Source organism: Amycolatopsis sp. NPDC102389, from assembly GCF_044765885.1.
Classification (GTDB): domain Bacteria; phylum Actinomycetota; class Actinomycetes; order Mycobacteriales; family Pseudonocardiaceae; genus Amycolatopsis.
Window position 1 is genome coordinate 119,662 of sequence record NZ_JBIWKX010000009.1, and the last position, 24,423, is coordinate 144,084.

Here is a 24,423-nt window from a genome sequence, read left to right on the forward strand (position 1 = left end):
TTTGGGTGGTGGGGTGTGTTTGTTTTTGTGTTTGTTCCGCGGGGGGGGGGGGGGGGTGGGGGCCTCGTGGCCCCCCCCCCCCCCCCCCCCCCCCACGACTCCCTCATGGAACCGTGCAGACTACCCAAACCGGACACTTGCAGCCCGAAGAGTGTCCTTTGTGGACGTTCACCGCGCGATCGGCCCTCGTCGGTCAGTGCGGACCCAGGCCGCAAAGGGTGCGCGGCACGCCATATTTGACTTGCCCCTCAAATAACGACACTTGCCGCTCACGACCCCATGGGAAATCGGGCAATCTCCTCAAATTGGGCGCGAACTTCTCAAGAAGTGCCCTTTGTGGACCGTCAAGCCCGTCGGGATCTTGGGGCCCGCGGCAGGGTCAGAGGGCGCCGAAGGCCTCGAAGTCCGCTTCGGTCTGATCCGCGTATCGCACGGCGTAGGCGCCGATGGCCTCGTCGAGGTCTTCGTCGTCCTCGAAGTACCCCGCCAGCATCCGCGGATGCAGTGACCGCGCGTGGGCCCGCGCCAGCAGAGCGCCCGCCAGGCGGCCATAGTCGTCGAGGTGGTCCTTCTTCAGCTCCGCCGGGTCGATGTCGCCCTTGAGGTTCCTGAACTGCCGCACGATGTACGGGACGCCGTCGATGGTCGTCCAGCCGAGCAGGATGTCCGTCTCGGCCTGCACGAGCCGCGCGCCTTCGACGATCCGGCGGCCCTCGTGCTCCGGAGCGGGCAAGCCGAGGAACGGCGCGAGTGCCGACGGGTTGGCCTGTTTCACTTGCAGTACAAGGTCTTCCCCGGAGTTCCCGTGCAGCAGCGCGACGTAGCTGCGCAACCCGACACTGCCGGTGCCGACCACCCGGAAGGCCACATCGGACACCCGGTACCGCGAGATCAGCGTCCGCCGCGACTCGCGCAGCGTGTCCACATAGGACACCAGTCCGGTGACGACCGCCTCGGCGGTCGCGTCGTCGACGTGCGTGAGCACCGGCGGGTCTTCGACGAACCGGTGCCGTTCGAGGCCGGTCTCGTGGTCGTCGATCCGCCGGGTCCACTTCGCGGTGACCTTGGCGCTGGTGTTCTTCCGTGCCTTCTCGGCCGCTTCCTCGAAGTCGTCGATGAGGTCGTGCGCTTTGACCTTGCTCAGCACCGACGCGTCCGGCAGCGCGTTCCACGACCGCAGGAACGGCAGCTCCGCCAGTCCCCGGATGGTGCGCCGGTACGACTTCACCGCGTCCTCGGCGGCTTCACGGCAGCCTGAATCGCCGATGCCGCCTTCGCGCCCGGCCAGGACGAGGCTCGCGGCGAGCCGTTTGAGGTCCCACTCCCACGGGCCCGGCACCGATTCGTCGAAGTCGTTGATGTCCATGACGATCTGGCCTTCGGGCGAGCCGTACAGCCCGAAGTTCGCGGCGTGCGCGTCCCCGCAGAGCTGTGCCGTCAGCCCGGACACCGGCGAGCCCGCCAGATCGGCGGCCATCAGCCCGGCGGCCCCGCGGTAGAAGGTGAACGGCGACGCGAGCATGCGCTCGCGCCGCAGTTCCACCAGCTCCGGCAGGCGGCCTTCGTTGCTCCGCGCGAAGAACTCCGCCACGCTCGGCCGTCCCTCGCCCGCCGCCGCGTGATCGTGCGCGGACGTCGGCGCCTCGGCCCGCAGCGCCTTACCCCTGGCGGACCAGTCCTCCGGCGACACCGTCTCGGTGCCGACCAGCGGCCGCTCCACCCACTCCCGCTCGTCTCCCATGGACAGGCAACGTACAGCCCGCCCGAAAGGTTCACCGCGTCTTGATGACCTCCGTGATGGCGTCGATACCGCGGTCGAGCTCTTCACGGCTGATCACCAGCGGCGGCGCGATCCGCAAGGTGTGATCGTGCGTCTCCTTGCACAGCACGCCGCGTTCGGCCAGCGCGGTGGACGCCTCGCGGCCGGTCGGCCCGCCGGGCGCGATGTCGATGCCCGCCCAGAGCCCGCGCCCGCGGACCTCGGCGAGCCCGTTGCCGACCAGTTCGCCGAGCCGCGAGTGCAGGTGGGCGCCCAGTTCTCGCGAGCGCTCCTGGAACTCGCCGGTCTTCAACAGCCCGACCACGGCGCGGCCGATCGCGCACGCGACCGGGTTCCCGCCGAAGGTCGAGCCGTGTTCACCCGGCCGCAGCACGCCGAGCACGTCCTTGCCGCCGACGACGGCCGACACCGGCATGATGCCGCCGCCGAGCGCCTTGCCCAGCGTGTAGACGTCGGCGCGGACCCCCTCGTGGTCGAGCGCGAGGACGGTGCCGGTGCGGGCGAGACCGGACTGGATCTCGTCGGCGATCAGCAGGACGTTGTGCTCGTCGCACAGCCGCCGGGCTTCGGCGAAGTAGCCGGCGGGCGGGACGATCACGCCCGCCTCGCCCTGCACCGGCTCCAGGAGGACGGCGGCGGTGCGCTCGGTGATGGCGTCGCGCAGCGCTTCGGCGTCGCCGTACTTGACGGTGACGAAGCCCGGCGTGAACGGGCCGAAGTCGGCGCGCGCGGTCTCGTCGGTGGAGAAGGACACGATGGTCGTCGTGCGGCCGTGGAAGTTGGAGCCCGCGACGACGATCTCCGCGGTCCCGTCGGGGACGCCCTTGACCCGGTACGCCCATTTCCGGGCGATCTTCACCGCGGATTCGACGGCTTCCGCGCCGGAGTTCATCGGCAGGGCCATCTCGGTGCCGGTCAGCTCGGCGAGCTCCTTGCAGAACAACCCGAGCTGGTCGTGGTGGAAGGCGCGCGAGGTCAGCGTCACCCGGCCGAACTGCTCGACCGCGGCGGCGATGAGCCCGGGGTGGCGGTGCCCGAAGTTCAGCGCCGAATAGCCGGAGAGGAAGTCGAGGTAGGTCTTGCCCTCGACGTCGGTGACCGAGGCGCCTTCGGCGGTGGCGATCACCACGGGCAGGGGGTGGTAGTTGTGCGTGCTCCACTGCTCGTCGAGCGCGATGAAGTCGGCGGTCGTCATGCGTTCAGGTTAGATGCCCATCCGGCTGCTTTCATCCGGGAAACGTTGCTTTGACCCGTTGTTCATTGCGTATCGACTCGTTCGGGTGGCGAAATCATGCACCGGCGTACTTGATCATCGGAGGCGCGGTGCGCGGAGCGCGGTTATCGTCGCCGGATGGCGAAAAAGGACAACGTCTCCGTCCGGGACACGCTGCGGATCGGCAAGGGGACCGAGCGGCACGATCCCGGCTCGTTCCCGATCGGGCCGCGCAAGAAGCCCAAGGGGCTGAAAGACCTCGCGGACGCCGGAGGCAGGCTCGCCGAGCTGCAGGAGGCTCTCTACGCGGAGGGCGTCGGCGGGGGCGACCGCAGTGTCCTGCTCGTCCTGCAGGGGATGGACACCTCCGGCAAGGGCGGCACCGTGGGCCACGTCCTGGGCCTGGTCAACCCGATGGGCGTGCGGTACGCCGGGTTCAAGAAGCCGACCGCGGCCGAGGCACGCCACCACTACCTGTGGCGGATCCGCAAACAGCTGCCCGTGCCGGGGCAGGTCGGCGTCTTCGACCGCTCCCACTACGAGGACATCCTGGTCCCGCGGGTGCAGAAGCTGGTGCCCGCCGCGGAATGGCGCAAGCGCTACGCCGAGATCAACGCGTTCGAGAAGGAGCTGACCGAGGCGGGCACGACCATCGTGAAGGTCTTCCTCGACATCTCGCCGGAGGAGCAGCTGAAGCGGCTCAAGGCGAGGCTGGAGACCCCGGCGAAGTGGTGGAAGTACAACCCCGCCGACCTCGACGCGCGCGCCCAGTGGAACGACTACCAGAAGGCCTACGCCGACATCTTCGCCAAGACCTCCACGGCGGCCGCGCCCTGGTACGCCGTCCCGGCCGACCGCAAGTGGTACCGCAACTGGCTGGTCGCGCGGCTGCTGATCGAGACGATCGAGGAGATGGACCCGAAGTTCCCTCCGGCCGACTTCGATCCCGAGACGGAGCTGAAGAAGCTGGAAGGCGTTGGCGTCCCCGGTTGATCGTCTGAGAGAGTGCGGACGTGACCGACACCAGCTTCGAAGATCTCCCGTTCCTCCGCCGCCAGGCCCGCACCCAGCGCTTCACCCTCGGCGCGCCGAAAGAGTTCAAGGTCGCCCCGGACGGCTCCCGCATCCTGTTCCTGCGGACCGAGTCCGGCACCGACCCGCGGCACAGCCTGTGGTCGTTCGACGTCGCGTCGGGCGAGGAGACGAAGCTGGTCGACGCGGCCGAACTGCTGCCCGGTGAAGAGGACCTGCCGCCGGAGGAGCGTGCCCGCCGCGAGCGCAGCCGGGAGACCGGCGGTGGCGTGGTCGGCTACGCGGTCGACGACGCCTTCACCGTCGCCGCGTTCTCGCTCTCGGGCAAGCTCCATACGCTCGACCTGGCCACCGGCGAGGTGGCGGTGCTGGTCGACGGTTCGGTCGTCGACCCGCGGCCCAGCCCGGACGGCACCCACGTCGCCTACGTCCGCGACCGGCGCCTGCGGGTGATCGACCGGGCCACCGGTGCCGATCGCGTGCTCATCGAAGAAGACGGCGAGGACATCGCGTGGGGGCTCGCGGAGTTCATCGCGGCCGAGGAGATGGGCCGCACCCGCGGCTACTGGTGGTCGCCGGACGGGAAGAGCCTGCTCGTCGAGCGGTCCGACCGGGCGGCCGTGCCGCGCTGGACGATCGCCGACCCGGCCAACCCGCAGTCGGCGGCCAACGTCGTCGCGTATCCGGCGGCGGGCACCACGAACGCGGACGTGACGCTGGCGATCCTCGGCCTCGACGGCTCCCGCGTCGACGTCGCGAAGACCGACTGGGAGTACCTGGCCGCGGTGCACTGGTCCGCCGCCGGCCAGCCGTTGTTGTCCGTGCAGTCGCGTGACCAGCGGAAACTCGAGATCCAGGCGGTCGACCCGGCGACCGGCGCGGTCGAGGTGCTGCACACCGAGACCGACGAGCACTGGGTCGAGCTCGCCGCGGGCGTCCCGGCGTGGACCTCCGACGGACGTCTGGTGCGCGAGAGCGCCGCCGACGGCGACCACCGGCTGGTCGTCGACGGGGTGGCCGTCACCCCGCCGGGAGTGCAGGTGCGCTCGATCCTGCACGTCGGCGACGAGGTGCTGTTCAGCGCGTCGGAGGCCGATCCGACGCAGATCCACGTCTTCCGCACCGAAGGCGGCGAGCTCCGTCGTCTGTCCACTGAGGACGGTGTGCACGTCGGCTCCGGGAACGCCGCGCTGACCGTGCTCTCGTCGTGGAGCCTGGAGCGCAGCGGCCCGGTGGTGACCGTCGTCTCCGGCGAGAAGACGGTGGCGCGTATCGGTTCCTACACCGTCGACCCGGACGTCGTGCCGAATCTGACCTGGCTGACGCTGGGGGAGCGGGGCCTGCGCGCCGCGCTGGTGCTGCCGACCGGCTACGAGGAGAGCGAAGGCAAGCTCCCGGTGCTGCTCGACCCGTACGGCGGCCCGCACGCCCAGCGTGTCCTGCAGACGCGCAACGCCTTCCTGACCCCGCAGTGGCTCGCGGACCAGGGTTTCGCGGTGCTGGTAGCCGACGGGCGCGGGACGCCGGGCCGGGGTTCCGCCTGGGAGAAGGAGATCGCGGGCAAACTCGCCGACGTCACCCTCGCCGACCAGGTCGACGCCCTGCACGCGGCCGCCGAGCTCCATCCGGAACTGGATCTGGAACGGGTCGCGATCCGGGGCTGGTCCTACGGCGGCTACCTGTCCGCGCTGGCCGTGCTGCGCCGCCCCGACGTCTTCCACGCCGGTGTCGCGGGCGCGCCGGTGACCGACTGGTCGTTGTACGACACGCACTACACCGAGCGTTACCTCGGCCTTCCGCAGGAGGAAACGGCTTCGTACGAGCACAACTCGCTGATCGCCGGTGCCGGTGACCTCTCGCGGGCGCTGCTGATCGTGCACGGACTGGCCGACGACAACGTTTTCGTCGCCCACTCGTTGCGCCTGTCGTCGGCCTTGCTGTCCAAGGGACGCGCGCACGTGTTCCTGCCGCTGGCCGGCGCGACGCATATGACGCCGCAAGCCGAAGAGGTCGCGGAGAACCTGATGCGCACGCAGGTGGACTGGATCGTGCGTGAGCTGTCCGGTGCCGCGGTCAAGAGCGAGGAGAACGCATGAAACGGTGGGGCATCACGATTCCGCTGACCGGGGTGCCGCTCGCGGCGCACGAGGAGATGGTGCGGGAGCTGCCGGATCTCGGCTACACCGACGCGTGGTCGGCCGAGACGGCGGGCCACGACGCCTTCACGCCGCTGGTGCTGGCTTCGCAATGGGCGCCGCAGCTGCGGCTGGGCACCGCGATCGTGCCGGTGTACACCCGCGGGCCCGGTCTGCTGGCGATGAGCGCGGCGACCGTCGCGGAACTGGCGCCCGGCCGGTTCGTCCTCGGGATCGGCGCGTCGTCGCCGGTGATCGTGAAGAACTGGAACGCCGCCGAGTTCGAGGCGCCGTTCGCGCGCTCGCGGGACACCCTGCGCTTCCTGCGTTCGGCGCTGGCGGGGGAGAAGGTCACCGAGGAGTACGAGTCGTTCTCCGTCAGCAAGTTCCGCCTGGAACGGCCCGCCGACCCGCCGCCGTCGATCATGCTCGCGGCGTTGCGGCCGGGGATGCTGCGGCTGGCCGCGAAGGAGGCCGACGGCGCCATCACCAACTGGCTCGCCGCCTCCGACGTGCCGAAGGTGCGGGCCGAGATCGGGCCGGACACCGAACTGGCCGCGCGGATCTTCGTCTGTCCCACCGAGGACAAGGCCGCCGCGCGGGGGCTCGGCCGGATGCTCATCTCGAGCTACCTGACCGTGCCGGTGTACGCCGCGTTCCACGAATGGCTTGGCCGGGGCGAGGCGCTCGCGCCGATGCACGAGGCGTGGGCCGCGGGCGACCGGCAGAAGGCGAACCAGGTCATCCCGGACGAGGTCGTCGACGACCTGATCGTCCACGGCAGCCTCGATTCCTGCCGTGAGCAGGTGCAGTCCTATGTGGACAACGGGCTGACGACGCCGATCATCGCGCTGCTGCCGACGGGTGAGGACCCGTTCGCGCACGTGCGTGGGTTGGCTCCCCGCTGAAGTCTCGTGAGTGGTAAGGGCGGTTAGTAGAGAACCGTCCTTGCCACTCACGAGCCCCTACGCTTTCCCGAACATTTCCTCGTACCGCGACGCCATCATGTGCGATCCCTTGATCTCCGAAGTGGTCCCCGCGTCCAGGATCCCGACCTCCTCGGCGTAGGTCGCGCCCCCGGAAGGCCCGAGTGGCAACGAGATCATCGGCCCGCCCGGCGTGTGGGCGCGCAGTTCGCCACCTTCGATCAGCGCCCGGATGTTGGCGACGACGACCTCGGCGTGGTCACCGGCCACCTTCGCGAGTTTCCCCTCCGGCAACGCGGTGATGTCGCCGAGCGCGAACACGCGGGGCTGCCCCGGAAACCGCAGCTCAGGCGTCACCTCCACCTGTCCGTTCGCCTGCCGCGCGGCGGCCAGTTCGCCGTCGAGGTACGCGGTGTGCGGCGCGCCGCCGTAGCACTGGAACCACAGGTCGGCGGTCACCTCGCCGCCGCCGGTGAGCCCCGAGGTGAACGTCTTGGCCTGCCCCGGCTCCGAGACCGGTGGCTCGGTCAGCGAAGTGCCGAGCAGGAGTTCGACGCCCAGGTCGTCGAGCTGGCGGCGGATCTCCGCGCGGAACTCCTCCGGGAAGCCGGCCAGGATCTCCTTCGCCGGGTCGACGATCGTCACGGCCTTCTCGGGCCACACCCCCTTGATCTCGCCTGCCAGCTCCAGGCCTACCGGGCCCGCCCCGAGCAACAGGACTTTCTCCGCGCCCGCGAGTTCCTCCCGGGTGGCACGGATCTTCGCCTTCGCCGAAGCGCTGTCGTGGAAATCGATCTTCGCCGGGAACGGGTACGCCGAACCGGTCGCCAGCACGACGTAGTCCGGCGTGAGCCGCTCGCCCGACCCGAGTGTGACGCCGCCCTGGTCCACGCTCACCGCGCGGTCGCGCAGCACCCGCCCCCGCTCGAGAAGCCGGGCGTACGGGTAGAAGAGCCGGTCCGTCCACTCGGGATCGACGAGCCCCCGCAAGGCGGCGACGTGGTGGACGAAGTCCTCGCGCGGCTCGACGAGCACGACGTCGGTGAACGAGTCCAGCTCCTTGGCGACGGTCGTGCCGCCGTATCCCCCGCCGATGACGGCCACGGTCGTGGTCATGAGAATCCCCTAGTTCGTAGTACGTAATGTTGGTACTACGAACTACAGTAGTTCGTACTCCGAACGATCGTCAAGTAGACTTCGGGCATGACCACGGCCGAAGACCTCGGATTCGCGACGGCGCTGGTGCGGCTTTCGCATCTCGTGCAGCGGGCTTTCATCGACGTCGGCCGGTCATACGACCTCACGCCGCAGCAAGCGCAGCTGCTCTGCGTGCTGGCGCAGGGGGAGACGGGCGTCGGGATGACCGACCTCGGCAAGATGCTGAACCTCGAGAAGTCCAGCGTCACCGGCCTGGTGGACCGGGTGCAGCGGCGCGCGCTCGTCGAACGGGTCGCGGATTCCTGCGATCGCCGCGCGCTGAAGATCACGCTGACGGAGGAGGGGCTCCGGCTCGCGAACGCGGCTCACGAAGGCGTCGTCGAGAAGCTGGAGGAGATGGCCGCCGACCTCCCGGCCGGGCAGCGTGAGGCGATCGCGGCGGCCGCGTGGCGGATGGCGCCCGAAGACTGAGTCAGTGCCAGATCGCGGCGGCGAGCAGCAGGCCCGCCGTCGCCGCGGTCAGCCCGGCGAAGACCGTTACGCAGACGTTGACGACGGCGTAGAGCCGTGCCTTCTCCGTGAACAGGCGCAGGGTTTCGTACCCGAACGTCGAGAACGTCGTGAGCCCGCCGCAGAAACCGACGGCCAGTAAGGCGCGGACGGCGTCCGGCTGCCCGCCGTGCAGCGCCCAGCCGGTCAGCACGCCGAGGATCGCCGAGCCGACGACGTTCACCGTGAGCGTGCCCCAGGGGAACGCGGAATTCCGCCAGGCCTGGACGCGCCGGTCGGTCAGGTAGCGCAGGATCGCGCCGAGGCCGCCGCCGAGCGCGACGAACAGAACGGTCACGTCGCCGTCCGGCCCACGTAGCGGATCACCTCGACGTCGTCGAGGGTCACCAGGCCCTCGTCGATCAGTTCGTCGAGCTCGGGGAGGAACGCCCGGATCCGCTCCTCCTCGTCGACGATCACGATCATCACCGGCAGGTCTTCGGACAACGAGAGCAACCGGGTCGTGTGGATCAGCGAACTCGCGCCGTACCCTTCGATCCCGCGAAAGACCGACGCGCCGGCGAGCCCGGCTTCGTGCGCTCGCCGCACGATCTCGTGGTACAGCGGCTTGTGGTGCCAGACGTCGTCCTCGCCCACGTGGATCGACAGCCGTAGCGCGCGCCCGGAGAGCCTCATGGTTTCGCTCCCGTCCGGTTCAGCCAGGCCCGGGCCGCTTCCCCGCCGATCAGGACCGCGACCAGGGCGGTGACCACGCTACCCGCCGCGTACGACAATCCGGTGAACGGATGTCCGGTCGTCACGAGATCGAGTGTCTCGGTCGTATACGTCGAAAACGTGGTGTAACCGCCCAGGATCCCCACTCCGAGAAAGGGACGCAGCAGCCGGTGCGGACTCGTGGCGCCGGTGATGACCGCCATCAGGACACCGATCAGCAGGCAGCCGGAAACGTTGGTGACAAAGGTGGAAAGGGGGAATTGGCCCCGGGAATGGGGGAGCGCGAGCGACAGTCCGTACCGGGCGAGGCTGCCCAGCGCGCCACCGGCGCCGATGGCCGCGAGCACGTCCCAGCGCGAGCGGGGGACGGATGCCGGTTCAGCCATGAATGGCAGCTTAGAACCGCTGTCCGAGTGAACCCGCGCCACGGTGTCGAAGATCGCTCGCCAGGCCGTTTTTCCCTGCTGGACGGTGAATTTTCTCGAAACGTGTCGTAGGCTTGGCGACGCTCCAGACCGATTTTCGGTCCGTCCGCTCGTCCGAGAAAAAGGTGGCAGGATGGCACAGGAACAGTCAGGTACGCAGGCTCCCGACAGCGGTTTGCTGCTGGAGGTCGAAATGATCCCGACCGCGGTCGACCGCGGGAAGGCCAACGGCGCGGCCGCCGACAACGACGGCAACGACGGCTGAGTGCCCGAAACGCCGACGCTGGCTGACCTCGTGGCTCCGCTCGGGGTCAGCCAGTTCTTCCAAGACGTCCAGGGCGAGACCTACCGCCGTTTCGAAGGCCGCGCGGGCCGGTTCGCCGACCTGCTGCCGTGGCCGGCGCTGAACGCGATCCTCCGGCAGCATCGCCTGGAGTTCCCGCGGCTGCGCCTCGCGCTCGATGGCACCCCGGTGCCCATGGAGAGCTACACCGATCTCGTCCCCACCCGCCGCAGTGGCACCGTCCCCCGCCTGCGAGCCGCTCCGTTCACCGAGCACCTGCGCGGCGGCGCGACGATGGTGCTCGACGCCATCCAGGAACTCAGCGACCCGATCGGCGATCTCGCCAGGAGCCTCGAACACGACCTCCGCGAGAGCGTCCAGGTCAACCTGTACGCGGGCTGGGGCGTGACCCACGGCTTCGACGTGCACTGGGACGACCACGACGCCTTCATCATCCAGGTCGCCGGCCGCAAACGCTGGCGGATGCACGGCCCGACCAGGCCGGCGCCGCTGCATCGCGACGTCGAGCAGCCCGAGCGGCCCGGTGAGCCGATCGACGACTTCATTCTCGAAGACGGCGACGTCCTCTACGTCCCGCGTGGGCATTGGCACGACGTCACCGCGGTGGGGGAGATGTCGCTGCACCTCACACTCGGTTTCAGCCCGGCCACGGGTATCGACCTGGTGTCGTGGCTCGCCGACAAGCTGCGGGCGAGTACCGCGTTCCGCCAGGACCTCCCGCGGTTCGGGACGGCGGAGGAGCGCGCGGCCCGCGCCTCGGCACTGCGCACGGAACTGGAAGCCGCGCTGACCACCGACGTCGTCGACAGGTTCCTCGCCGAACGGGACTCGGCGGCCCCGGCACATCCGCGGGTCGGCCTGCCGTGGGCGGCTACCCCCGGCCTGCTGCCGGACGGCGACGAGACCGAGGTCCGGTTCCTCGTCCCGAGGGCGGTGCTCGAAGAAAGGGACGGCAGGGTGACCCTGCTCGCGGACGGGAAACGGTTCGTTTTCGCGGCGGCCGCGACCCCGCTGCTGAAGGCGCTGCTCGACGGCACCCCGCAGGCGGTCAAGCGACTCGCCGAGCTGTCCGAACTCGATCGGGGGACGGTGCGGGCGTTCCTCGGCGAGCTCACCACGCAGGGACTTCTCTCGATCGGCTGAAGGTCACAGGAGACGGGAAGTGTGAAAGGAGCTCGGACGGGGTAAGCTAAGGCATGCCTAAGGTCAAGTCCGGAGGGGTCACCCGATGACCGCTCAGCTCTCGGACACCGACGCGCCGCCCGCCGCGCTGCCGGGTTGCGCCACCGTCGCGCGCATGCTGGGCGCGAGCCCCGCCGGCACCGCGGCGGACATGCGCTGCTGGCTGCTCATCGAGCAGCCGGGCCCCTGGCCCGCGGACGCGCTGGAGAACGTTCTCGACGAGGCCTTCCCCGCCGAGCGTCGTGAGCTGCTCGAGAACTTGCGACGGTCCCACGGGCTCCGTCCGCTCCTGATCCGCCGTCCCGGCAAACACCGGCGCGACCCGGATCGCCCTCGTTCCGTGTATGTCGGCGGGGGCGAGCCGGGTAATCGCTGGCTGGAGCGCCTGGAGATTCGCGACCTGGGCGCACTGGCCGCGCTGGACCTCGAAGCCGTCGCCGAAGGCGCCGGTGGGCTCGGCACTCGCGTGGACGGGCCGCTGTTCCTGGTCTGCACGCACGGCACCAAGGACATGTGCTGCGCGGTGCTCGGCCGCCCACTGGCGTCGACACTCGACACCAACCATCCCGGCAGGGCCTGGGAGGTCAGCCACGTCGGTGGCGACCGCTGGGCGGGCAATCTGCTGGTGGTCCCGGACGGTTTCCTGCACGGCCAGCTCAACCCGGCCGAGGCCGCGCTCGTCGCCAAGGCCGCGCTGCGCGGCCAGGTGGAGCCGGAGCAGCTTCGCGGCCGGACGTCCGCCCGGACGGCGTGGGCGCAGTTCGCGGAGATCGCCCTCCGGCGGGAGCTGGATCTGCGCGGTCTGGACGATGTGCTCGCCGTCCAGGAAGAGCCGCTGCTCGAATCCGACGCGCGGGTGGTCACCGTGCGCGGTGGCGAGGACTTCTACTCGGTGACGGTGCGCCGGCGCTCGGCGGCGCCGCGCGGGGAAAGCCGATGCGCGGGGCTGATCCAGCCCGCCGGGTACGTGACGGAAGAGATCACGAAGCTTTAGACCTGGTCTCAAAACTTAAGGGTGTGTCACTGCGTGACCTGCCGGTCCTGGTCGTCGAACGCACCATCTCCTGGAGGAGGCCGCAGCCGCGTTGCTGACGGCACCATCGACGGGGAAGAACGAGCACTCTCGTCGGGAAGTGATCAGCCACCGGTGAGGCCGCCTCGTCAGAGGCGTTCGATGCGGTCGGCCTGCGGGCCCCGGTCGCTCTGACGCACCGTGTACCGGACCCGGTCACCCTTCTGCAGCGGCTCCGACCCCATGATCACGGACACGTGGGCGAAGAGATCGTCGCCGCCCGCGTCCGGGGTGATGAAGCCGAAGCCGCGGTCGTCGTCGTAGCGCGCGACGACGCCCTCGCCGCCTCGTACGGGCACGTCCCGCGCCGCCGGCCCCGCGGCCGCGGCAGGTGCCGACCGCTGCGGCGCCGTCTGGGGCTCGGTGCCCCGGACCAGGTGCACGTCGCGGGCCTGCGGGCCCTTGTCTCCACTAACCACCTCGTAGGCGACGCGGTCGCCCTCCGCGAGCCACGTCAGCCCCTCGGCCAGGGCCCGGGCGTGAACGAAGACGTCCCCGGCGCCGGAGTCGGGGTTGATGAAGCCGAAGCCCTTGTCCTCGTCGTACCAGGCCACCGTGCCGTCGGCACCGTCCGCGACACCGGCCACAGCGGGTGAGCCGGCCCCTGCTCCCAGCGGGATCACGTGCCCGGCCTGCGGGCCGCGCTCGCCTTCGACGATCAGGAAGGCCACCCGCTGCCCCTCGGTGACCACGCCGCCGGTCACGATGGCGGAGCTGTGCACGAAGATGTCGGCGCCGCCGCCGTCCGGCGACGCGAAGCCGTACCCCTTGCCCGGCTCGTACCAGGTGACGGTGCCGAGCAGGCCCACGGCGCTGCCGGTGGCCGCATCGGCGGTGACGCGAACGCGCAGCGCCTGGGGCCCGCGGTCGTTCTCTCCGACCTCGAACACGACGGCCTGACCCTCGCGGAGCAGTTTCGCGCCGCCGTCCCCGACGATCTCGGAGGCGTGCACGAACACGTCCGGCGAGCCGTCCTCGGGCGCGAGGAAGCCGAAACCCCGTTCGGCGTCGAACCAACGGACGGTCCCTTGCGGCATAAAAGGCTCCAGGTCGAGAGGGCGGGCACTGGCCCCCAGTCTCCCTGACAGACCTCCGGTCCGTCGGGCCGGGCCCACAGGCGGGTGGTGCGGAGCCCGCGTTTCGTCCTCTGAACGCGGTACTTGCACGCGCAACTACCGCGTTCAGAGGACGAAACGCGGGGAAGATCACCCGTGTTCGAACATACGTTTGACACCTGTCTAGAACATGTGTTCGACTGGCCGGGTGCGATGGGATCGACAGCGGGCGGACGGCGGCGAGCCGGTGCTGCCCGGATTGGACGGGTTGCTGCGCTCGGTGCGCACGCCCGAGTTCGACGGCGTCACCTTTCACGAGGTGCACGCCAAATCCGTGCTGAACAAGGTGCCCGAGGGCTCGGGTGTCCCGTTCGGATGGACGGTGAACCCGTATCGCGGTTGTTCGCACGCGTGCACGTACTGCCTCGAAGGCGGCACGCCGGTCCTGATGGCCGACGGCCGGACGAAGGCGCTGGCGGAGCTGGCCCCCGGCGACGCGATCTACGGCACGCGCGGGCGCGGCGCGGGCCGCCGCTTGGTGCCGACGAAGGTGCTCGCGCACTGGTCGACGCTGAAACCGGCGTATCGCGTGACCCTCGACGACGGAACGTCCATCGTGGCCAGCGGTGATCACCGGTTCCTGACCGGGCGCGGGTGGAAACACGTCACCGGCACCCGGTTCGGCGCGGCGCAGCGGCCGCATCTGGTCGGCGGCACCGAACTCGTCGGCGTCGGCAAACTCGCCCGCACCCCGGACGACACCATCGGCTATCGCGCCGGGTACCTGTGCGGGATGCTGCGCTCCGGCGGGTTCTCGGCCGAGAAGGACGCGGCGGACCGGGCGCTCGGGTTCCTGCCGGACTTCGGCGCGTCGGTCGGCTTCGTGCAGGTGCCGCCGTCGCCGGATTCCCACTGGCAGCGCGGATTCCTGGCCGGGCTGTTCGACCTCGCCGGGAGCTACCGGCACGGCGCGCTGCGCGTCACCCACGACGAGCAGGACATCGTCTCGACCTTCTGCTCCGCGCTGGGAAACTTCGGCTTCCGTTACGTGCGAACCGAAAACGCCAAGTTCCGTCCGCTGTGGACGGTGCAGATCCTCGGCGGGCCCTCGGAGGAGGTGCGGTTCTTCCATCTCGCCGATCCCGCCGTCGGCTGGAAGAGATCGCTCGACGGACTTCCCATCGGCAGGACGAGACGGAAGGTGGCGTCCATCGAGCCGCTGGGCATCGAGCTTCCGTTGTTCGACATCACCACCGGCACGGGTGACTTCATCGCCGACGGCATGGTCACGCACAACTGCTTCGCCCGGAACACCCACACATACCTGGATTTCGACGCCGGCCGCGATTTCGACACCCAGGTGATCGTCAAGGTCAACGCGCCCGAGGTGCTGGCCGCGCAGCTGCGGCGGCCGAGCTGGACACGCGAGCACGTCGCGATGGGCACGAACACCGATCCCTACCAACGCGCCGAAGGCCGGTACAAGCTGATGCCGCGCATCATCACCGCGCTGGCCGATTCGGGCACGCCGCTGTCGATCCTGACCAAGGGCACCGTGCTGGCCAGGGACCTGCCGTTGCTGGAGTCGGTGTCGAAGGACGTGCCCGCCGGCCTGGCGATCTCGCTCGCGTTGCTGGACGAGGACCTGCAACGCCGTCTCGAGCCGGGGACGCCGAGCCCTCGGGCGAGGCTCGACCTGATCCGCAAAGCACGCGACGCCGGGCTGCCGTGTTCGGTGCTGGTCGCGCCGGTGCTGCCGTACCTGACCGATTCGGTGGCCGCGCTCGACGCCTTGTTCTCGCGGCTGGCCGAGGCCGGCGCCACGCGGGTCACCGTCCTCCCGTTGCATCTGCGGCCGGGCGCGCGGGAATGGTTCGCGCGCTGGCTCGGCCGGGAACATCCGGAGCTGGTACCGAAATACCGCGAGCTGTACGCGCGCGGTGCCTATCTGCCGAAGTCCTATCGGGAGCGGCTGGGTGCCCGGGTCGGTCCGCTGTTGCGCCGTCATGGCTTCGGTTCCCGTGCGGACGACGGGGAAAGGATGCAGGTGACGATGCCCGTGCAGCGTTCGGAGGAGGTGGTGCCGCCTGCCGAGCAGCTCAAACTGCTGTAGGGCCGTCGCTCGCTACACACGGTGAATTTTCTTGCCGCGCAACGGATTCGGCCGTTCGGCGCAGTGGCTTGGCGGAAAACCTTTTCGTGCCTAATCTCAAGGGGACGAAGGCGAGGAGGTGCCTGTTGACCACCCGTACGGATCGCACCGCCGCTGTCCGCATCGCCTGGGCCGCGACCAAGCTGACCAGAGCGGGCAGACACCCCATCGCCATCGGCAGACTCGCCGCCACCGTCGGCATGGACCCCGCCGAAGCCCACCGCCTGATGGACATGATGGGTTTCGCCATCCGTGACGGCCTCGTCGTGATGGACCGCGGCTCGCGTCCGGCCGAGCGTGCGGGAACCGACCGGTACCGGGTGGACCTGTTCCTCCTGGCCGTCGCCACTGGTGAACCCGTCCACGCGGACGCGGTCTGCCCGGCGACCGGAGCGCACGTCCGTGTCCACTTCACCCGCGACAGAGTGCTGAGTGTCGACCCGCCGCACGCCGTCGTCGCCGCGTCGCGGCTGCCCGGTATCGACCTCGCCCTCGGCCAGGACTACGTCGAGGCGCTGGTCTGCACGCAGTTCTTCGCGTCGGAGGAGGCGGCCTCGGGCTGGCTGCTGGAGAACATCGACGGCCGGGTCCTTTCCGTGCCCGACTACCTGGCGCACACGCGGCGGATGGTCGCGGCGCTGGAGGCCTGGCCGGCGAGGTGAGAACACCTGGTCGCGAGGCATCCGAGGCGATTCGTTAGCCTTTGACGTCGGCGCAGAGCAGTCGAACCGCAGCGCCGTGAATCGCAGAATCGTGATGCCGAAGGAGAGCACCCGCAGTGCTTCGCACCCACAAAGCCGGCACCTTGCGTGCCGAGCATGCCGGTCAGACGGTCACCCTCACCGGATGGGTGGCTCGGCGGCGCGATCACGGCGGCGTCATCTTCATCGATCTGCGCGACGCCGGCGGCGTGAGCCAGGTCGTCTTCCGCGAGGGCGAGATGGCCGAGCGCGCCCACCAGCTGCGTTCCGAGTACTGCGTCCGCATCGTCGGCGAGGTCTCGAAGCGGCCGGAGGGCAACGCCAACACCGAGATCCCCACCGGCGAGATCGAGGTGCTGGCCACCGAGCTCGAGGTGCTGTCCGAGGCCGCCGTGCTGCCGTTCCCGATCGACGACCGGGTCGACGTCGGCGAGGAGGTGCGCCTCAAGCACCGCTACCTCGACCTGCGCCGCAGCGGCCCCGCGGCCGCGATGCGCCTGCGCAGCGAGGTCAACCGCGCCGCCCGCGAGGTGCTGCACGCCCAGGAGTTCGTCGAGGTCGAGACCCCGACCATGACCCGCTCCACGCCCGAGGGCGCCCGCGACTTCGTGGTCCCTGCCCGCCTCAAGCCCGGCTCCTGGTACGCGCTCCCGCAGTCGCCGCAGCTGTTCAAGCAGCTGCTCATGGTCGGCGGCCTCGAGCGGTACTACCAGATCGCGCGCTGCTACCGGGACGAGGACTTCCGCGCCGACCGGCAGCCCGAGTTCACCCAGCTCGACATCGAAATGAGCTTCGTCGAGCAGGACGACGTCATCGCGCTCGGCGAGGACATCGTGACGGCGCTGTGGAAGCTGATCGGCGCCGAGATCCCCCGGCCGTTCCGGCGCATCACCTACGCCGAGGCGATGGAGAAGTACGGTTCGGACAAGCCGGACCTGCGCTTCGACCTCGAGCTCACCGACATGACGGCGTTCTTCGCCGACACCCCGTTCCGCGTGTTCCAGGCGCCGTACGTCGGCGCCGTCGTGATGGCGGGCGGGGCCGACCAGCCGCGCCGCACGCTCGACGCCTGGCAGGACTTCGCCAAGCAGCGCGGGCACCGCGGGCTCGCCTACATCCTGGTCAACGAGGACGGCACGCTCGGCGGTCCGGTCGCGAAGAACCTGTCGGAGAAGGAGCGCGAGACGGTCGCCGAAGCCGTCGGCGCCAAGCCCGGCGACTGCGTCTTCTTCGCCGCCGGCAAGCCCGCCGACGCACGTGCGCTGCTGGGCGCCACCCGGCTGGAGATCGGCAGCCGTCTCGGCCTGATCGACGAGAACGCCTGGTCGTTCGTCTGGGTCGTCGACTTCCCGATGTTCATCTCGGCCGAGGAGTCCGACGACGTCGCGGTCGGTGGCGGCAAGTGGAAGGCGCTGCACCACGCCTTCACCTCGCCGACCCCGGAGTGGATCGGCAAACTCGCCGACGACCCCGGCAACGCGCTGGCCTACGCCTACGACATCGTCTGCAACGGCAACGAGATCGGCGGCGGCTCGATCCGTATCCACCAGCAGGAACTGCAGAAGCAGGTCTTCGAGCTGATGGGCCTGTCGGAGGAGGAGGCGCAGGAGAAGTTCGGCTTCCTGCTCGACGCCTTCGCCTTCGGCCCGCCGCCGCACGGCGGTATCGCGTTCGGCTGGGACCGGATCGTCATGCTGCTGGCCAAGGCCGAGTCGCTGCGTGACGTGATCGCGTTCCCGAAGACCGGTGGCGGGTTCGACCCGCTGACCGCCGCTCCCGCCCCGATCACGGCGGAGCAGCGCAAGGAGGCGGGCATCGACGCCAAGCCCGCGCCGCCCGTGAAGAACTGATGCTCCACCTCAGGGCCGTGTGCCCGCCGGACCGGACCGACGAAGCGATCCGGATCCTGCGGGCACACGCCGGGACGGCGCACCTCGTGGTGCATCGCGGGGTGGCGGTCGCGCCCGAGGGCGACTTGATCGAGGCGGACATCGCCCGTGAGGCGACCGACGAGATCGTCGAGTCGCTGTGCACCCTCGACCTCGATCACACCGGCGGGATCACCCTGGAAGCGCTGGACACCGCGGTGTCCGACGCCGCAGACAAGGCCGAGGAGGCCGCGCCGGGCGAAGGCGCGGACGCGGTGGTGTGGCAGGAACTCGTCGGCCGCTCCGGCGAGGAGTCCCGGCTCACCTGGACATTTCAGGCATTCCTGACCATCGCGTGCCTGCTGGCGTCGGTCGGCGTCATCACGAACTCGGCGGTCACCATCGTCGGCGCCATGGTGGTGGGGCCGGAATTCGGCCCGCTGGCGGCGATCGCGGTCGGTCTGGTGCTGCGCCGGAAAGACCTCGTGAAGCAGGGCGGAATCGCGTTGCTCGGCGGCTTCCCGATCGCGATGGTGATCACCCTCGGTGTGGTTCTGGCAGGCAGTGCCACCGGTGTGCTCGAAGTCAGCAAGCTCGCCGAAAACCACGAGGTGGATTTCGTCTACAAGGTCGGAGTCGCGTCGCTGATCGTCGCGCTCCTCGCCGGTGCCGCGGGCATGCTTTCCATGACGTCGGCCAAATCCGCCGCGCTCGTGGGTGTGTTCATCTCGGTGACGACGGTGCCCGCGGCGGGTTACGCGGTCGTCGCGGCGGTTGCCGGTCAGTGGGAACGGTGCCTTTATTCGGCGGGCCAGCTGCTGGTCAATCTCCTCGGAATCGTTGCAGCTGCGGCCATTGTGCTGACATTGCGCCGTCGTGGGCAACGATCGAGGGTGACGGAACGTCCGCTCTCACGCGGATGAGTCCGCGGATCGCGCCAGTGCGCGCGATTGCCCGGATCTCAGTGGTCATGGTTGCTCAGTCACGAGTAGGGTCGGTGGCAATGACAGTCGATACCTCCTCTGCCGACGATTCGACCGTCGGAGCTGGAGCCGAAACCCTCGCCGTGGCGGCCGCGGTCGCCGCCGGCGAGTCGGTCCTTTCGCGCCGATTCGGCAGCGCGATCACCCTCGTCGCCCCCGAAGACCTCGCCGGCAGTGGCCCGGCCACGGTCGTGCGGGCGCGGGTGGCGTCGTCGCCGTTCGCGCTGCCGAGGACGCTGGTCATCAAGCACTACCCCGATCCGCCCGAAGCGGGACGCCCCGATCCGTTCGCGCAGGAGGCGGTCAGCTACCAGCTGTTCACCGCGCTCGCCCCGGAAGACCGGATGTGCCCGGAGCTGCTGGCGCACGACGGCCGGGACCGGGTCCTGGTGATCGAGGACCTCGGCGGCGTCCCCACGCTGCACGACAAGCTTCACGCGCGTGACGCCCGCGGCGCCGAACGCGCGCTGCTGTCCTGGGCCCGGTCGCTGGGCAGGCTGCACGCGAGCACGGCGAGCCGCGAGCCCGATTTCAACGCGCTGCTGCGCCGTCTGGGCGGCCCGGTCAAGAACGAGGACGCGCCGCTGCCCGCGGTCTGCGCGCAACTGCCCGGCCTGCTGGAGGAACTGCTCGACGTCGAGACGCCGGAGCCGGTGCAGCAGCGCGTCATGGAGGTCGCCGAGCGGGCGGGTTCGCCGTCGTACCGCGCGTTCAGCCCCGTGGATCTCAGCCCGGACAACAACCTCGTGACCAGCGGCGGAGTGCGGTTCCTCGATTTCGAACGCGGCCGGGTGCGCAGCACCCTGATGGACGTGGCGTACCTGCGGCTCCCGTTCGCGTCGAGCGAGGACGCGCTGGCCCTGCCGCCGGGGATGAGCGAGGCGATGATCGCGGCCTGGCGGTCCGAGGTCGTCTCGGTCTGGCCGGGGCTCGCGGACGAGGACGCGCTGGCCGAGCACCTGATGGACGGTCAGCTGCTCCTGCTGTGGGTCCTCACCTGGGAGATCCTCCCGGAGCTGGACCTGGACCGGCACGCCACGCCGATCAGCCGTGAGGCCGCGCTGGTCACCTGGTGGCGGGAGCTGGCCAAGCATTCGATGCGCGCCCGCCTGACGCATATCTCCGAGCACGCCACCAGGGTCGCCGCGGCGCTCGGCGCGAGGCTGGGGCCGCACGCGGATCTCGCGTTCTATCCGGCGTTCCGGTAACCGCCGCACGGACTTTTCGCTCGACCGTCCTCGCCGCGTTACCCAGGCATCACCGCGGGTGAGTCTGCGTGGCCGATGGTGGCTACCGTGACCGTGATCAGTGTCGAAGTCACCCCGAGTCCCGAACCCCTCCTCCCTTCCGCACCGGCCGTCCCGCGGTCCGCTCGCAGACTGGTCGTGCTCGGCGATTCCACGGCCGTGGGCCTCGGCGACCCGCTGCCGGACCGGGGCGGCTGGCGCGGGGTCGGCCCGCTCGTCGCCGAGGCGCTCGGTATCGAGCCGGGCGGCTACCTGAACCCGTCGTTCACCGGGGCGCGTATGGGCTGCGTGCTGACGAAGCAGCTTCCTGAGGCCGTCGCGCACCGGCCGGACGTCGCCCTGGTGGTGGCGGGCATGAACGACACGCTGCGCCCCGACTTCAGCGCCGAGAAGATCGCCGCGGACCTCACCGAGGTGATCCGTTCGCTGGCCGCCGTCGGCACCGTCGTGGTCCCGGTGCGCTACCACGACCACGGGAAGGTGTTCCGCCTCCCGCAGTCGCTGCGGCGGGCGTTGAGCCAGCGGGTGGCAGAACTGAACGCCGCCATCGACGGGGTCGTCGAACGTGAGGGCGTGCCGTGTCTCGACCTCGAACTGCTGCCCGGCGCCTACGACCTCACCGCGTGGAGCGTCGACCGGCTGCATCCGTCGGAACTCGGGCACCGGATGCTGGCGACCGGATTCACCGAGCGGCTCGCCGAGGCCGGGTTCGCGGTGCCGCGGCCGGTCAGCCTGACCTGCTCGGGAGGCGTGGAGCCGAGTACTGCCGGGCACGTCGGCTGGCTGGTGCTCAAGGGCATTCCGTGGGTGTGGCGGCGCGGCCGCGAGTTCGTGCCGTACGCGGCCGTGATCATGTGGCACGCGTTCCGGGAGCGGCTGCGCTGACCTGTGGCCGGAACCGTCGGTGGGTACGGCTACCGTCGACACCGTGGCACAGGACGAACTCTTCACCGTGAACCCCGACCTCGCGCCGCCGCCGGAGCAGGCCGAGCCGAGGGAGACCGCCGTACCGGCGGGCTCGCCGCTGGCGGTGCGGATGCGGCCGCGGTCGCTCGACGAGGTCGTCGGCCAGCAGCACCTGCTGCGCGAGGGCGCGCCGCTGCGGCGGCTCGTGGAAGGCGCGGCTCCCGCTTCCGTGCTGCTCTACGGCCCGCCGGGGACGGGCAAGACCACGCTGGCGAACCTGGTCTCGGCCGCGACCGGCCGCCGGTTCGTGGCGATGTCGGCGCTGTCGGCCGGGGTGAAGGAGGTGCGCGGGGTCATCGAGGAAGCCCGCCGCCGCCGGAACTACAACGCCGAGAACACCGTGTTGTTCATCGACGAAGTCCACCGGTTCTCGAAGACCCAGCAGGACGCCCTGCTCGGCGCGGTGGAGGACCGGACGGTGCTGCTGGTGGCCGCCACGACGGAGAACCCGTCGTTCTCCGTCGTCTCGCCGCTGCTCTCGCGGTCGCTGGTGCTCCAGTTGCGGCCGCTGACCGACGCGGACATCGTCGCGCTGATCGAGCGCGCGCTGGCCGACGAACGCGGTCTCGGCGGCGAACTCACCCTGACCGAGGACGCGCGGGCGCATCTGGTGCGGCTGGCCTCCGGCGACGCGCGGCGAGCGCTCACCGCACTGGAAGCGGCCGCCGACGCGGCGAGCGCCACCGAGGCCAAGACGATCGATCTCGCCATCGTCGAGTCCACAGTGGACAAAGCGGCGGTACGCTACGACCGCGACGGCGATCAGCACTACGACGTCATCAGCGCGTTCATCAAATCGATCCGCGGGTCCGATGTGGACGCCGCGTTGCACTACCTGGCGCGGATGATCGAGGCGGGGGAGGATCCGCGGTTCCTGGCCAGGCGCCTGGTCGTGCACGCGAGCGAGGACATCGGCATGGCCGATCCGACGGCACTGCAATCGGCCGTCGCGGCGGCGCACGCCGTGCAGTTCATCGGCATGCCGGAAGGCCGTCTCGCGCTGGCGCAGGCGACCGTGCACCTGGCGACGGCACCGAAGTCGAACGCCGTCATCACCGGTATCGACGCCGCGCTGAGCGACGTCCGGTCCGGGCGGATCGGGACGGTGCCGCCGCATCTGCGCGACGGGCACTACGCGGGCGCGGAGAAGCTCGGCAACGCGAAGGGCTACCGGCATCCGCAAAAAGTGCCGGAAGGTGTTCTGGCGCAACAGTATCCGCCGGATGAGCTGGTGGGGCGGGACTACTACGAGCCGACACAGCGTGGCGCGGAGCGGACGTTGTACGAGCGGGTTCCGAAGCTGCGGCGGACCGTCCGGGGAGAGCGGTAGTCGGCGTTCGGCGCAATCCCGGGATGATCAGCGCGACTTGGACGCGGCGGAGAGGGGATCCTGCCGGGCGGCCAAGCCGACCGACGGGTACTTCGCGCGGTCGGGCGAGTGCCGGTCTTTTGGTCGTGATCGGGCCGCTGGTGAGGACTGTGTGGATTTTGGTGCGTTGGATGACCTGAAATCCACACGGTCGCCGGTGCCGGGCATGACGAGGGGCCCGTCGCCGGCGTGGCCGACGGGCTCCTCAGGTCAAACTCGGTGCAGGGTGTTGCGCCGGGGTTTTCGGAGCGGGTCCCGATACTGAGGCGGGATGAACTCCGGTAACCCATCGGCCGCCATCCGTACTTCCCAATCACCATGATGAATCAACCTATGGTGGAAACCGCACAGCAGCACGAGGTTCCGCAGATCCGTCGGCCCGCCGTCTACCCAGTGATGAATGTGATGAGCGTGGCAATTCTTGGGCTTCCGATGACACCCGGGGAACGCGCAACCACCGTCGCGGATGTTCAACGCGCGTCGCTGGCCGGGGGTGACGAACCGTCTCAGCCGACCCACGTCGAGGGGTTCCCCAGCGGAGCTCATCACCACCGGGAGCATCAGGCAGTCGCAGGCCGCGAGCCGCGCTTCCCGCGCGGTCATCGTCCCGACGAAATCCAGACACGCGGTCCCGAGACCTGATTTGAGTTCGTCGAGTCCGATGGTGACGTGCAGGAGGGTGCGGTAGCCGCTGGTGCCGGGCTGGTCCGGGCAGGCGATCGCCAGATCGAGAACGTCGACCCAGGCGTCTCCCATGCGTTCGCATTTCATCCGCAGGTCTGCTTGGCCGAATTCGTCGACCGGGCGCGGTTGGGCGTAGGCCTCGAGGACGGCAGCGGTGCGGGCGCCGGTCTCGTCGTCGAGGAGACCGGTGAGTTTCCAGAACCCGTCTTTGCGGCGTTCCAGGGTAATTTCCCGGCGTGGTTCCTTCGGCTCGGGATCCTTGGGCTCGTTGCCGTCCGGGTCGAGCCAGCCCAGCAGGTTCACTTCGGCGTCGGCGAGTTGGCGGGGACCGGCGTGCGGGGCGAGGTTGGCGAGGATCTTCTCCGCGCTCTCCCGATCCTCGGCAGAGGTGTCGGCGGGAAGTCTCTTCAAGATCTCCAGGATCTGATCGATCCGCTCATCCCCGACCAACCCCTCGGCGGCGACCGCGGCGGTCGCGGGAGCCACGGCGGGAACCTCCGTGCCGTCCAACGCACGGGTGGGGTTCAGAGCAAGGGCCCGTTTGACCACGGCACTCGCCTCAGCGGCCGACAATCCCGCTATATCGGCGAACCAGGCAGCCGTCCGACCGTACCCGTACAAGTCTTTCGCGCCCCGAGACTCGATCTCCGCCAGAAACTGCCCCAAAGCAGCAGTCGCCATCCTGATCACCTGCAGGGACTGCTGCACGCCCTGGGCAAGCTCCAGCTTGCCAGCACGCCACAGTTCCTGCGGCAGTTCGGGGAGGAAGGTCTCGGACACCCCTCAATAATACCGCAACCATGTCGAACATGTGTTCGTAATTTTAAGCGACGAGCGAACTTAGCTAACAACACTAAAGGGTGATGATAGCTCGCAAGGTGGCCACGCAAAGAAAGCATGGCGCAATTAGTCGGCGCAATTAGTCGACTGAATGCGAAAGGTAAAAC

At 69.7% G+C, this 24,423-nt stretch carries 22 protein-coding genes; 14 read left to right on the forward strand and 8 right to left on the reverse strand.

All coding sequences use genetic code 11. From position 1 onward, the window contains the following. Positions 1-379: 379 nt before the first annotated feature. Together ACIRGA_RS11085 and rocD are read right to left on the reverse strand one after the other, a co-directional pair. Positions 380-1,741, reverse strand: a complete 1,362-nt coding sequence (locus ACIRGA_RS11085; protein ID WP_400939317.1) for a DUF2252 domain-containing protein — start codon at positions 1,739-1,741, stop codon at positions 380-382. Between the two features lie 31 nt (positions 1,742-1,772). Then, the gene (gene rocD, locus ACIRGA_RS11090; protein WP_400939320.1) at positions 1,773-2,975 is read right to left on the reverse strand and encodes an ornithine--oxo-acid transaminase; all 1,203 of its coding nucleotides are present in this window, start codon (positions 2,973-2,975) and stop codon (positions 1,773-1,775) included. A gap of 156 nt (positions 2,976-3,131) precedes the next feature. Here rocD and ACIRGA_RS11095 point away from each other — a divergent pair, with 156 nt between their 5' ends. The 3 genes from ACIRGA_RS11095 to ACIRGA_RS11105 are packed head-to-tail and all read left to right on the forward strand — an operon-like array spanning position 3,132 to position 7,068. Beyond that, positions 3,132-3,986, forward strand: coding sequence for a PPK2 family polyphosphate kinase (locus ACIRGA_RS11095; RefSeq protein WP_400939322.1), 855 nt, complete (start codon positions 3,132-3,134; stop codon positions 3,984-3,986). A gap of 20 nt (positions 3,987-4,006) precedes the next feature. Further along, positions 4,007-6,121, forward strand: a complete 2,115-nt coding sequence (locus ACIRGA_RS11100) for a prolyl oligopeptidase family serine peptidase (RefSeq protein WP_400939324.1) — start codon at positions 4,007-4,009, stop codon at positions 6,119-6,121. Continuing rightward, a complete protein-coding gene (locus tag ACIRGA_RS11105; protein WP_400939326.1) occupies positions 6,118-7,068 on the forward strand; it encodes an LLM class F420-dependent oxidoreductase in 951 nt (316 codons plus the stop codon). Before ACIRGA_RS11100 ends, ACIRGA_RS11105 begins: the two co-directional genes overlap by 4 nt. Before the next feature lie 57 nt (positions 7,069-7,125). Here the strand turns inward: ACIRGA_RS11105 and ACIRGA_RS11110 are convergent, their stop codons facing one another. Beyond that, entirely contained in the window at positions 7,126-8,202 is a 1,077-nt protein-coding gene (locus ACIRGA_RS11110) for an NAD(P)/FAD-dependent oxidoreductase (RefSeq protein WP_400939329.1), read from the reverse strand. 87 nt (positions 8,203-8,289) lie between these two features. Here ACIRGA_RS11110 and ACIRGA_RS11115 point away from each other — a divergent pair, with 87 nt between their 5' ends. Next, positions 8,290-8,715, forward strand: a complete 426-nt coding sequence (locus ACIRGA_RS11115) for a MarR family winged helix-turn-helix transcriptional regulator (protein WP_400939332.1) — start codon at positions 8,290-8,292, stop codon at positions 8,713-8,715. A gap of 1 nt (position 8,716) precedes the next feature. On the opposite strand, the gene crcB (ACIRGA_RS11120) is transcribed toward ACIRGA_RS11115, so the two are convergent. The 3 genes from crcB (ACIRGA_RS11120) to crcB (ACIRGA_RS11130) are packed head-to-tail and all read right to left on the reverse strand — an operon-like array spanning position 8,717 to position 9,854. Further along, positions 8,717-9,091: a fluoride efflux transporter CrcB gene (crcB, locus tag ACIRGA_RS11120; RefSeq protein WP_400939333.1), complete on the reverse strand. Its 375-nt coding sequence runs from the start codon at positions 9,089-9,091 to the stop codon at positions 8,717-8,719. Next, a complete protein-coding gene (locus ACIRGA_RS11125; protein WP_400939335.1) occupies positions 9,088-9,429 on the reverse strand; it encodes a DUF190 domain-containing protein in 342 nt (113 codons plus the stop codon). The genes crcB (ACIRGA_RS11120) and ACIRGA_RS11125 overlap by 4 nt, the downstream gene beginning before the upstream one ends. Further along, the gene (crcB, locus tag ACIRGA_RS11130) at positions 9,426-9,854 is read right to left on the reverse strand and encodes a fluoride efflux transporter CrcB (protein WP_400939338.1); all 429 of its coding nucleotides are present in this window, start codon (positions 9,852-9,854) and stop codon (positions 9,426-9,428) included. Before crcB (ACIRGA_RS11130) ends, ACIRGA_RS11125 begins: the two co-directional genes overlap by 4 nt. A gap of 172 nt (positions 9,855-10,026) precedes the next feature. Between crcB (ACIRGA_RS11130) and ACIRGA_RS11135 the strand changes: the two genes are divergently transcribed. From ACIRGA_RS11135 to ACIRGA_RS11145, 3 genes are all read left to right on the forward strand, one after another. After that, positions 10,027-10,158: a hypothetical protein gene (locus ACIRGA_RS11135; protein ID WP_255431246.1), complete on the forward strand. Its 132-nt coding sequence runs from the start codon at positions 10,027-10,029 to the stop codon at positions 10,156-10,158. Next, positions 10,159-11,340: a cupin domain-containing protein gene (locus ACIRGA_RS11140; RefSeq protein WP_400939340.1), complete on the forward strand. Its 1,182-nt coding sequence runs from the start codon at positions 10,159-10,161 to the stop codon at positions 11,338-11,340. 85 nt (positions 11,341-11,425) lie between these two features. Further along, positions 11,426-12,373, forward strand: a complete 948-nt coding sequence (locus tag ACIRGA_RS11145) for a sucrase ferredoxin (protein ID WP_400939343.1) — start codon at positions 11,426-11,428, stop codon at positions 12,371-12,373. 167 nt (positions 12,374-12,540) lie between these two features. Here ACIRGA_RS11145 and ACIRGA_RS11150 read toward each other — a convergent pair whose 3' ends face one another. Beyond that, positions 12,541-13,488 carry a cold-shock protein gene (locus ACIRGA_RS11150; RefSeq protein ID WP_400939346.1) on the reverse strand — a complete coding sequence of 316 codons (948 nt, stop codon included), beginning with the start codon at positions 13,486-13,488 and terminating at the stop codon, positions 12,541-12,543. A 226-nt stretch (positions 13,489-13,714) separates the two neighbouring features. Between ACIRGA_RS11150 and ACIRGA_RS11155 the strand changes: the two genes are divergently transcribed. From ACIRGA_RS11155 to ACIRGA_RS11185, 7 genes are all read left to right on the forward strand, one after another. Beyond that, entirely contained in the window at positions 13,715-15,619 is a 1,905-nt protein-coding gene (locus ACIRGA_RS11155; protein WP_400939349.1) for an intein-containing Rv2578c family radical SAM protein, read from the forward strand. Between the two features lie 125 nt (positions 15,620-15,744). Beyond that, complete coding sequence (gene merB, locus ACIRGA_RS11160; protein ID WP_400939351.1) at positions 15,745-16,320, forward strand: organomercurial lyase; 576 nt, start codon at positions 15,745-15,747, stop codon at positions 16,318-16,320. 116 nt (positions 16,321-16,436) lie between these two features. Beyond that, positions 16,437-18,209, forward strand: coding sequence for an aspartate--tRNA ligase (aspS, locus tag ACIRGA_RS11165; RefSeq protein ID WP_400939353.1), 1,773 nt, complete (start codon positions 16,437-16,439; stop codon positions 18,207-18,209). Then, complete coding sequence (locus tag ACIRGA_RS11170; protein WP_400939355.1) at positions 18,209-19,150, forward strand: DUF389 domain-containing protein; 942 nt, start codon at positions 18,209-18,211, stop codon at positions 19,148-19,150. The genes aspS and ACIRGA_RS11170 overlap by 1 nt, the downstream gene beginning before the upstream one ends. An 80-nt stretch (positions 19,151-19,230) precedes the next feature. After that, complete coding sequence (locus ACIRGA_RS11175) at positions 19,231-20,418, forward strand: phosphotransferase (protein ID WP_400939357.1); 1,188 nt, start codon at positions 19,231-19,233, stop codon at positions 20,416-20,418. Positions 20,419-20,493: 75 nt separating this feature from the next. Next, entirely contained in the window at positions 20,494-21,342 is an 849-nt protein-coding gene (locus ACIRGA_RS11180; protein ID WP_400939359.1) for an SGNH/GDSL hydrolase family protein, read from the forward strand. A gap of 43 nt (positions 21,343-21,385) precedes the next feature. After that, positions 21,386-22,753, forward strand: coding sequence for a replication-associated recombination protein A (locus tag ACIRGA_RS11185; protein WP_400939361.1), 1,368 nt, complete (start codon positions 21,386-21,388; stop codon positions 22,751-22,753). A gap of 249 nt (positions 22,754-23,002) precedes the next feature. On the opposite strand, the gene ACIRGA_RS11190 is transcribed toward ACIRGA_RS11185, so the two are convergent. Further along, positions 23,003-24,256 (reverse strand): DUF222 domain-containing protein, encoded by a 1,254-nt coding sequence (locus ACIRGA_RS11190; RefSeq protein WP_400939364.1) that lies wholly within the window; start codon positions 24,254-24,256, stop codon positions 23,003-23,005. Positions 24,257-24,423: the final 167 nt, after the last annotated feature.

Bases quoted from the DNA above. Each gene is read 5' to 3' on its own strand.
- ACIRGA_RS11095 (WP_400939322.1), top strand. From the start codon at position 3,132: ATGGCGAAAAAGGACAACGTCTCCGTCCGGGACACGCTGCGGATCGGC.
- ACIRGA_RS11150 (WP_400939346.1), bottom strand. From the start codon at position 13,488: ATGCCGCAAGGGACCGTCCGTTGGTTCGACGCCGAACGGGGTTTCGGC.
- crcB (WP_400939338.1), bottom strand. From the start codon at position 9,854: ATGGCTGAACCGGCATCCGTCCCCCGCTCGCGCTGGGACGTGCTCGCG.
- ACIRGA_RS11145 (WP_400939343.1), top strand. From the start codon at position 11,426: ATGACCGCTCAGCTCTCGGACACCGACGCGCCGCCCGCCGCGCTGCCG.
- ACIRGA_RS11110 (WP_400939329.1), bottom strand. From the start codon at position 8,202: ATGACCACGACCGTGGCCGTCATCGGCGGGGGATACGGCGGCACGACC.
- ACIRGA_RS11175 (WP_400939357.1), top strand. From the start codon at position 19,231: ATGACAGTCGATACCTCCTCTGCCGACGATTCGACCGTCGGAGCTGGA.
- ACIRGA_RS11085 (WP_400939317.1), bottom strand. From the start codon at position 1,741: ATGGGAGACGAGCGGGAGTGGGTGGAGCGGCCGCTGGTCGGCACCGAG.
- ACIRGA_RS11105 (WP_400939326.1), top strand. From the start codon at position 6,118: ATGAAACGGTGGGGCATCACGATTCCGCTGACCGGGGTGCCGCTCGCG.
- ACIRGA_RS11125 (WP_400939335.1), bottom strand. From the start codon at position 9,429: ATGAGGCTCTCCGGGCGCGCGCTACGGCTGTCGATCCACGTGGGCGAG.
- rocD (WP_400939320.1), bottom strand. From the start codon at position 2,975: ATGACGACCGCCGACTTCATCGCGCTCGACGAGCAGTGGAGCACGCAC.
- ACIRGA_RS11170 (WP_400939355.1), top strand. From the start codon at position 18,209: ATGCTCCACCTCAGGGCCGTGTGCCCGCCGGACCGGACCGACGAAGCG.
- ACIRGA_RS11135 (WP_255431246.1), top strand. From the start codon at position 10,027: ATGGCACAGGAACAGTCAGGTACGCAGGCTCCCGACAGCGGTTTGCTG.
- ACIRGA_RS11180 (WP_400939359.1), top strand. From the start codon at position 20,494: ATGGTGGCTACCGTGACCGTGATCAGTGTCGAAGTCACCCCGAGTCCC.
- ACIRGA_RS11115 (WP_400939332.1), top strand. From the start codon at position 8,290: ATGACCACGGCCGAAGACCTCGGATTCGCGACGGCGCTGGTGCGGCTT.